Origin of the sequence: Micromonospora sp. D75, assembly GCF_018070405.1 — a bacterium.
Lineage (GTDB): Bacteria > Actinomycetota > Actinomycetes > Mycobacteriales > Micromonosporaceae > Micromonospora > Micromonospora chalcea.
In genome coordinates this window covers 1-7,107 of the sequence record NZ_JAGPXV010000300.1, presented here as the reverse complement: position 1 = coordinate 7,107, position 7,107 = coordinate 1, and the positions used below count along the sequence as shown (strand labels likewise).

General features: G+C 73.2%; 7 protein-coding genes. 1 reads left to right on the top strand and 6 read right to left on the bottom strand.

The genetic code is table 11. The annotated features are described in order from the left end of the window. Nucleotides 1–252: 252 nt before the first annotated feature. Nucleotides 253–1,470, top strand: coding sequence for an AI-2E family transporter (locus KBX39_RS18355; protein WP_069087244.1), 1,218 nt, complete (start codon nucleotides 253–255; stop codon nucleotides 1,468–1,470). A 4-nt stretch (nucleotides 1,471–1,474) separates the two neighbouring features. Here KBX39_RS18355 and KBX39_RS18350 read toward each other — a convergent pair whose 3' ends face one another. The 6 genes from KBX39_RS18350 to KBX39_RS18325 all read right to left on the bottom strand — a co-directional run. Further along, nucleotides 1,475–2,284 (bottom strand): alpha/beta hydrolase, encoded by an 810-nt coding sequence (locus tag KBX39_RS18350; RefSeq protein WP_064447817.1) that lies wholly within the window; start codon nucleotides 2,282–2,284, stop codon nucleotides 1,475–1,477. A 67-nt stretch (nucleotides 2,285–2,351) separates the two neighbouring features. Beyond that, nucleotides 2,352–2,684, bottom strand: a complete 333-nt coding sequence (locus KBX39_RS18345; RefSeq protein ID WP_069087243.1) for a hypothetical protein — start codon at nucleotides 2,682–2,684, stop codon at nucleotides 2,352–2,354. Nucleotides 2,685–2,781: 97 nt separating this feature from the next. Next, complete coding sequence (locus KBX39_RS18340; protein WP_210871681.1) at nucleotides 2,782–3,861, bottom strand: hypothetical protein; 1,080 nt, start codon at nucleotides 3,859–3,861, stop codon at nucleotides 2,782–2,784. After that, entirely contained in the window at nucleotides 3,858–4,352 is a 495-nt protein-coding gene (locus tag KBX39_RS18335; RefSeq protein WP_064447820.1) for a SigE family RNA polymerase sigma factor, read from the bottom strand. The genes KBX39_RS18340 and KBX39_RS18335 overlap by 4 nt, the downstream gene beginning before the upstream one ends. Before the next feature lie 41 nt (nucleotides 4,353–4,393). Continuing rightward, the gene (locus tag KBX39_RS18330; protein WP_064447821.1) at nucleotides 4,394–6,184 is read right to left on the bottom strand and encodes a 3-hydroxyacyl-CoA dehydrogenase family protein; all 1,791 of its coding nucleotides are present in this window, start codon (nucleotides 6,182–6,184) and stop codon (nucleotides 4,394–4,396) included. 123 nt (nucleotides 6,185–6,307) lie between these two features. Beyond that, nucleotides 6,308–7,107: alpha/beta fold hydrolase (locus tag KBX39_RS18325; RefSeq protein ID WP_210871679.1), on the bottom strand; the 800-nt coding region annotated here is incomplete at its 5' end.

The window sequence follows — 7,107 nt, the reverse complement described above, 5'->3', positions numbered from 1 at the left end:
AAGATCACCCGCACCGGTGAGAACGGCAAGCGCCCGACCAAGCCGACCACCGACGAGCGCAGCGCCAAGCCCAGCACGGTGACGGTCGACAAGGACTGACCCACCCGCCGCACCCGGCGGGACAGCCCGGCCGGAAGCGGTGGTGGGATGGTCGGGGCGGACGGCGAGGACTACCCTGCGGGCAGAGGGCCGCGCGTCGGCCGTGGACGGCACCGGCGGGCGAGCCGGCAGCGCGGAAGCCGGGAGGCACGGGTGTCGCAGGAGGTCTCCGCCGCCCCTGATGACGAGGCGGCGGCCGTGAACCCCACCGGCGAGGCGGAACCCGCACGCGACGCCACGACCGCCGTCGGCAACCCGCGAGCCGGCACGGACACGGACAGCGAGCGGCCGACCGACGTCGAGCCGGCCGAGTTCGAGCCGAGCGGCCGGTTCGGCGTGCCGGGGCGCCCGCTACGGCGCAGCGCCTTCCTGATCGGCTTCACCGGCGCGCTCGGCGTGCTGCTGGCGTACGCGCTGTTCCTGGGCGTGCGGAACGCGGCCGGCATCCTGGTGCTCGTGGTGATCGCGCTGTTCCTCGCGGTCGGCCTGCACCCGGCGGTGGTCCGGCTGCGCAACTGGGGCCTGCCGCGCGGGCTGGCGGTGGCGGTCGTGACGCTCACCCTGCTGCTGCTGATCGTCGCCGGGCTGCTGGCGCTGGTGCCGCCGGTGGTGACCCAGTCCGGCCAGTTCATCCAGCAGCTACCCGGGTACGTCGAGGAGCTGCGCCGCAACCCCACTGTCAACGACCTGGTGATCCGGTACGACGTGATGGAGCGGGTCCAGGCGGCGGCGAACGCGGACAACGTCGGGCGGGCGCTCGGCGGGGTGCTCGGCGGCGCGCAACTGATCTTCGGGACGCTCTTCCGCCTGCTCACCGTGCTGGTGCTGACGATCTACTTCCTGGCGTACTTCGACCGGCTGCGCGAACTCGGGTACGCGCTGGTGCCGCGCTCGCGCCGGGAGCGGGTCCGGCTGATCGGCGACGAGATCCTGACCCGGGTCGGCGCGTACATGGTGGGCGCGCTCGCCATCGCGGTGCTGGCCGGGGTCAGCACGTTCGTGTTCGCGCTGGCGGTCGGCCTGCCGTACCCGTTCGCCCTGGCCGTGGTGGTCGCGGTGACCGACCTGATCCCGCAGATCGGCGCGACGCTGGGCGCGGTGGTGGTGACGCTCGTCGGGCTCGCCACCGACCTGCCGGTGGGCATCGCCTGCCTGGTGTTCTTCGTGGTCTACCAGCAGGTGGAGAACTACCTGATCTACCCGAAGATCATGCGCCGGGCGGTCTCGGTGAACGAGGTGGCCGCGTTGCTGGCCGCGCTGCTCGGGGTGGCGCTGCTGGGCGTGGTGGGCGCGCTCATCGCGATTCCCACGGTGGCCGCGTTGCAGCTGATCCTGCGCGAGGTGGTGCTACCCCGCCAGGACGCCCGCTGAGCCGTTACTCGGCGCGCCGCTGGGCCGGGCCGGGCACCGGGGTGTCGGCGAACGCGGCGACAGTGCGGTCCGCGTACGCGCTGACGTCGCCGGTCTCCATCGGGCCGTCCCAGGTGGTGGGCAGCGGCAGCGGTACGCCCGGGGCGACCCGCCGGACGATCTCGTCCAGCACCTTCTCCGCGTCGCCGACCCAGAGGTGCTTGGCGCCGTCCACGCCGACCACCTCGGCCTGCGGGACGGCGGCGAACCGCTGCCCGGCCTCCTCCGGCCGCAGGTAGTCGTCGAACTCGGGGACCAGCGCGGTGAGCGGCTTGCCCGTCTCGGCCCAGACCGCCAGGTCCTCCGGGGCGGAGTAGCGCAGCGGCGGGGAGAGCAGGATCGCGCCGGCCACCGCCGGGTCGCAGCCGTACTTGAGCGCCAGGTCGGTGCCGAACGACCACCCGACCAACCAGATGTTCGGCAGTTCGTGGAACTCGGCGTACTCGATCGCGGCGGCTACGTCGAACTTCTCGCCGACGGCGCCGTCGAAGGCGCCCTCGCTGGTGCCGCGGACGCTGCTGGTGCCCCGGGTGTTGAACCGGAGCACGGCCAGGCCGGCCAGCGCGGGCAGCCGCCAGGCCGCCTTGCGGAACACGTGGCTGTCCATCATCCCGCCGTGGGTGGGCAGCGGGTGCAGGCAGACCAGGGTGGCGGACGGCTCACCCTCCAGCGGCCGGGCCAGCTCACCGACGAGCGTCAGCCCGTCGGCGGTGTGCAGCTCGATGTCCTCCCGGCGGCCGGGCAGGATCGACGACGCGCGAATCGGAGTGCTCACGCCTGCCAGTCTCCCGCGTCGGCGGCCCCGCCGCCCAGTGGGACGGGAACCGGGTGATCCAGATCGCTCAGCCGTAGCGCGGGGCGCCCCGGCCGCGCTGGAGGTTCGGGCCGCGCCGGTCCCGGGCCCGCCAGCAGCCGGAGTGCCAGTGCCGGCGGTCGGTCAGGTCGCCCCGGTCGTCGGCCGGCCAGGCCACCAGGTGCGCCACGCCCGGCCGGATCTCCTGGTCACAGCCGGGACAACGGTACGTCTTGACCGATGCGCCGCCGCTGATCGCGCGTACCTGCCAGTCGCCGTCGCGCCACTGCTGCACTGTCGGCACGCCGTGGCGGGCACGCTCGGCGTCCAGGCCGGGGTCTTCTTCCCGGCGGGGCCGGTTGCGACGGGGGCTCACGGTCACCAAGCGTACGGGCCGCCGGCCGGACCGGCCCGAGCGATCTTGGTACGGGTACGCCCTTCCAAGGGCCGTTCCGTACCAAGATCGCTCGCGTGGCCGGTCAGGGCCAGGTCTGCGGACGGGTGAGGTCTGCCGCCACCTTCGCTCCGGTCAGCACGGCCGCCGCGTCGGCCTCGGTGAAGTTCACCTGCCCCGGGGGTCCCTCGCCGGGGAAGGGCCAGGCGAAGTCGACTGTCAAGCGCACCTTGGGCAGGCCGAGCAGTTCCAGGCGGTTGCCGTTCGGATAGCGGAAGCCCGGGCGGCCACCCAGGTCACGGTTGCTGGCGCGGCCCTTGTCCTCCCCCATCTCCGCCCCGTAGATCAGCCGCAACCACATGGTCGAGGAGGGCGCCCGGGCGACGGTGAGCTGAACCGTGAGGCCCTTCGGAAAGGCGGCCGCGTCCACCGCGCATGCCGTCACCGCCGCGTTCGCCGGCAACGTGGTCAGCCGCACCGGCCCGGTGCATCGCCGGGCCTCGTCCCAGCGCACCAGGCCGGCGACCCGGTCCAAGGCGGCCACGTCACCGCGAAGCGTGGCGGCCCGGGCGTAGAGACCGGGGAAGGGCTGCCATGACTTGACCAGACCGTCGGTACCGGCGACGCGCAGCACGCCACCGTCGAATTTCAGCCGGCCGCTGACGGCCTGCACCGGGAAACCCTCGATCGAGGTGTCGTCGAGCGCCTTCGCCACCGGACTCACCTCGAGCAGGACCGGCTGTCCGCCGTCGGCGCTGAGTCGGATCGACTCGACCGCGTTCGAGCTGTGGACGGACCAGCCCAGGTAGCGGGCCCGGGTGGTGTCGACGCCCAGGTGCAGCACCTGCGGATCGGTACCGACCAGATCGGGACGCTGAAGCGCCCCGGGCACCCCGTCGGCGAGCGGCGGCACCGGGGGTGGCGCCACCTCCGGCGTCGCGGCCGTCCAGGGCATCCGCCCGGCCAGCCCGCCCACGTCCGCGCGTACCACGCCGGTGAAGCCGAGCACGCCGACCAGGGCGAGCGCGGTGCCGGCGGTGAGTCGGCGGCGTACCTGCCGGCGCCGGCCGAGCGCGCGCGAGCGGCGCAGCAGGCGTCCGGTGTCTGTCTCCCCCTCGGCGTGCTCCCGCAACACCGAGACGATTCGCTGGTCGAGGTCGGTCACAGCCGGCTCCCCTTGGTCATCGGGACGCCGCAGCGCTCCCGGAGGTGGGCGAGCGCCCGCATCGCGTGGGTGCGGACGGTGACCGGGGAGCAGTCGAGGATCTGGGCGATCGTGGCGTCGTCCAGGTCCTCGTAGTAGCGCAGCACCAGTACGGCGCGCTGGCGGTCCGGGAGGGCGCGGATCAGCCCCCACATCTCGTCCCGGTCCGCCGCCTCGCCGCCGAGGTCGCCGCGTTCGGGCCGGTCGGCGAACGTGTCGACGGCCAGCTCATGGCTGGACCGCCGCCGCCACCAGGACGTGTTGGCGTTGACGAGCATCCGGCGCACGTACACGTCGGGCCGGTCGGCCCGGGCGATCTTGCGCCAGTGCACGTACGCGCGGGCCAGCACGTCCTGGGTCAGGTCCTCGGCGCGGTGCGCGTCGCCGGTCAGCAGCCGGGCCAGACGCAACAGAGCCGGGCCGCGGCTGCCGACGTACTCCTCGAAGGTCACACCTCGAAGACGCCGTCACCGGGCCCGGCTGTTGACGACGGTCAGCGCCGGGTGTGGTCGCGGAACCCGCGGCCGGACTTGCGGCCCAGGTAGCCGGCCGTCACCAGGTGCTCCAGCAGCGGTGCCGGGGCGAAGCCGGGCTCGCGCAGCTCCAGGTACAGCTCCCGCTGGATGGCCAGCGAGACGTCCAGGCCGACCACGTCGAGCAGCTCGAACGGGCCCATCGGGTAACCGCAGCCGAGCTTCATCGCGTAGTCGATGTCGTCGGCGGTCGAGTAGCTGGCCTCCAGCATCCGCACCGCGTCGTTCAGGTACGGGAAAAGCAGCGCGTTGACGATGAAGCCGGACCGGTCGCCGCAGACCACGCCGGTCTTGCCGAGCGTCGCGCAGACCGCGCGGGCGGTGGCCGACGTCTCGGCGGAGGTGCGGATGGTCCGCACGATCTCCACCAGCGGCATGATCGGCGCCGGGTTGAAGAAGTGCAGGCCGATCACGTCGGCCGGGCGCTGGGTCGCCATCGCCACGTCGATCACCGGCAGCGACGAGGTGGTGGTGGCGAGCACGACGCCCGGCTTGCAGATCTCGTCGAGGCTGGCGAACAGCGCCTTCTTGACGCTCAGCTCCTCGATCACGGCCTCGACCACCAGGTCGACGTCGGCCAGGTGGTCCAGCGTCGCGGACCAGGTGATCCGGCCCAGCGCGGCGTCCCGGTCGGTCTCGCTGAGCTTGCCCCGCACCACGCCCTTGTTGAGCGAGGTCTTCACCGTTTCGCAGACCTTCGCGGACTTCTCCGCGCCCCGGGTCACCGAGATGACCTCGTAGCCGGCCTTCGCGAAGACCTCGATGATGCCGGTGGCCATGGTGCCGGAGCCGACCACGCCGACCTTCGCGATGGCGCGGGCGCCGTCGGCGAGCGCGGCGTCACCGGCCGGCGGCGTGTACTCGTCGGGTACGACCTTCGGCGAGCCCGGCCGCTCGTAGGTGTAGAAGCCGCGACCGGACTTCCGGCCGAGCAGCCCGGCGGTGACCATCTGCTTGAGCAGCGGGGCCGGGGCGTGCCGGCGGTCCCGGCCGCCGCGCCGGTACATCGTGTCGAGGATCTCGTACGCGGTGTCCAGACCGATCAGGTCCATCAGCGCCAGCGGGCCCATCGGCAGGCCGCAGCCGAGCTTCATGGCGGCGTCGATGTCCTCGCGGGTGGCGTAGCGGGCCTCGAACATACCGACCGCGTGGTTCAGGTAGCCGAACAGCAGCGCGTTGGCGATGAAGCCGGCCCGGTCGCTGATCGTCACGTCGACCTTGCCGAGCCGCTCGCAGAGCGCCTCCACGTCGGCGACCACGTCGGCGGAGGTGACCACCGTGCGGACCACCTCGACCAGCTTCATCACCGGGGCCGGGTTGAAGAAGTGGATGCCGATGACCTGGTTTGGCCGGGAGGTGGCGACGGAGATCTCGGTGACGCTCAGCGAGGACGTGTTGGTGGCCAGGATCGCCTCGGGCTTGCAGACCCGGTCCAGCTCGGCGAAGATCCGCTGCTTGAGGTCCAGGTGCTCGGGCACCGCCTCGATCACCAGGTCCACGTCGTGCAGCGCGTCCAGCCCGACCCGGAAGTCGACGCGCGCCAGCAGCGCGTCCCGCTCGGCCTCGGCGAGCTTGCCCTTGGCGACGGCCCGGTCGGTGGAGCCGGTCAGCGTGACCCGCCCCCGCTCCAGGGCGGCCTCGGAGATCTCGACGGCTGTGACGTCGAGGCCGTTGCGGGCGAACACCTCCACGATGCCGGCACCCATGGTGCCCAGACCCACCACGCCCACCCTGGTGAACTCCCGCGCCACGACCGGCCTCCCCTGGCTCGACTCCGCCGTCCGCGACATGAACGGCCGCTAAGGTTATGCGCCGGAGTCTGCCACGTGACGCTGTGTTGTCGAGACGCCGTGGGATATTTCACGCACCGCGCCTCAGCCGGTGGCGTTCTCCCCGGCCAGCGCCAGCAGTTCGGCGACGAACTCCGCCGGCCGCTCCAGGTGCGGACTGTGCCCGCACCCGGGCAGCACCACCTCACGGTACGTCCCGCCGGCCGCCGCGTACCGGTCCAGCACCGCGCGGGTCTGCCCCACCATCGGCTGCGGCGGGCACTCCTGCGGGCCCGGCCAGCCGGGCACCACGCCGAGCTGACCGAGGTACGCCAGGTCGAACAGCGAGGTGTCCGAGACGATCACGTCGGCGTCTCCGCGTACCCAGGTCACCGGCGGCTTGACCGGCACGGCGACCAGCTCGTCGGCGAGCCGGAAGTGGGCCGGGGCCAACGCGTTGAGGACGCCGCGCGGCCCGGCGGCGGTCCCCGGCCAGTGCGCCGAGGCCACCGCGGTGCCCGGGTAGTTGTCGTCCCCGGTGGCGGTGGTCAGCATGCTGTCCAGCAGCAGGTCCTCGTGCTCGCCCAGCGAGGCCGGGTCGGCCACGTACGCGGCGCGCAGCACCGCCCGCGGGCTGGTCGGGCCGTCGGCGCTCCGGTCACCGGCGGCGAGCCGCGCCACGAAGTCCGGGTTCGCGCCTCCGGCGCCGGTCCCGGCGAAGTCGGGCGTGGTGGGGTTGCCGTCGAGGTCCCGGGTGCCGCCGAAGCCGTACGGGGACACCGGCGCCTCCAGCAGCAGCCCGGATACCCGCTCGGGGTGGCCGACGAGCAGCCGCATCGCCACGCCGCCGCCGAGCGAGTGCCCGGCCACCACCGGCCGGGCGCCGGGCGGGAACAGCCCCGGGA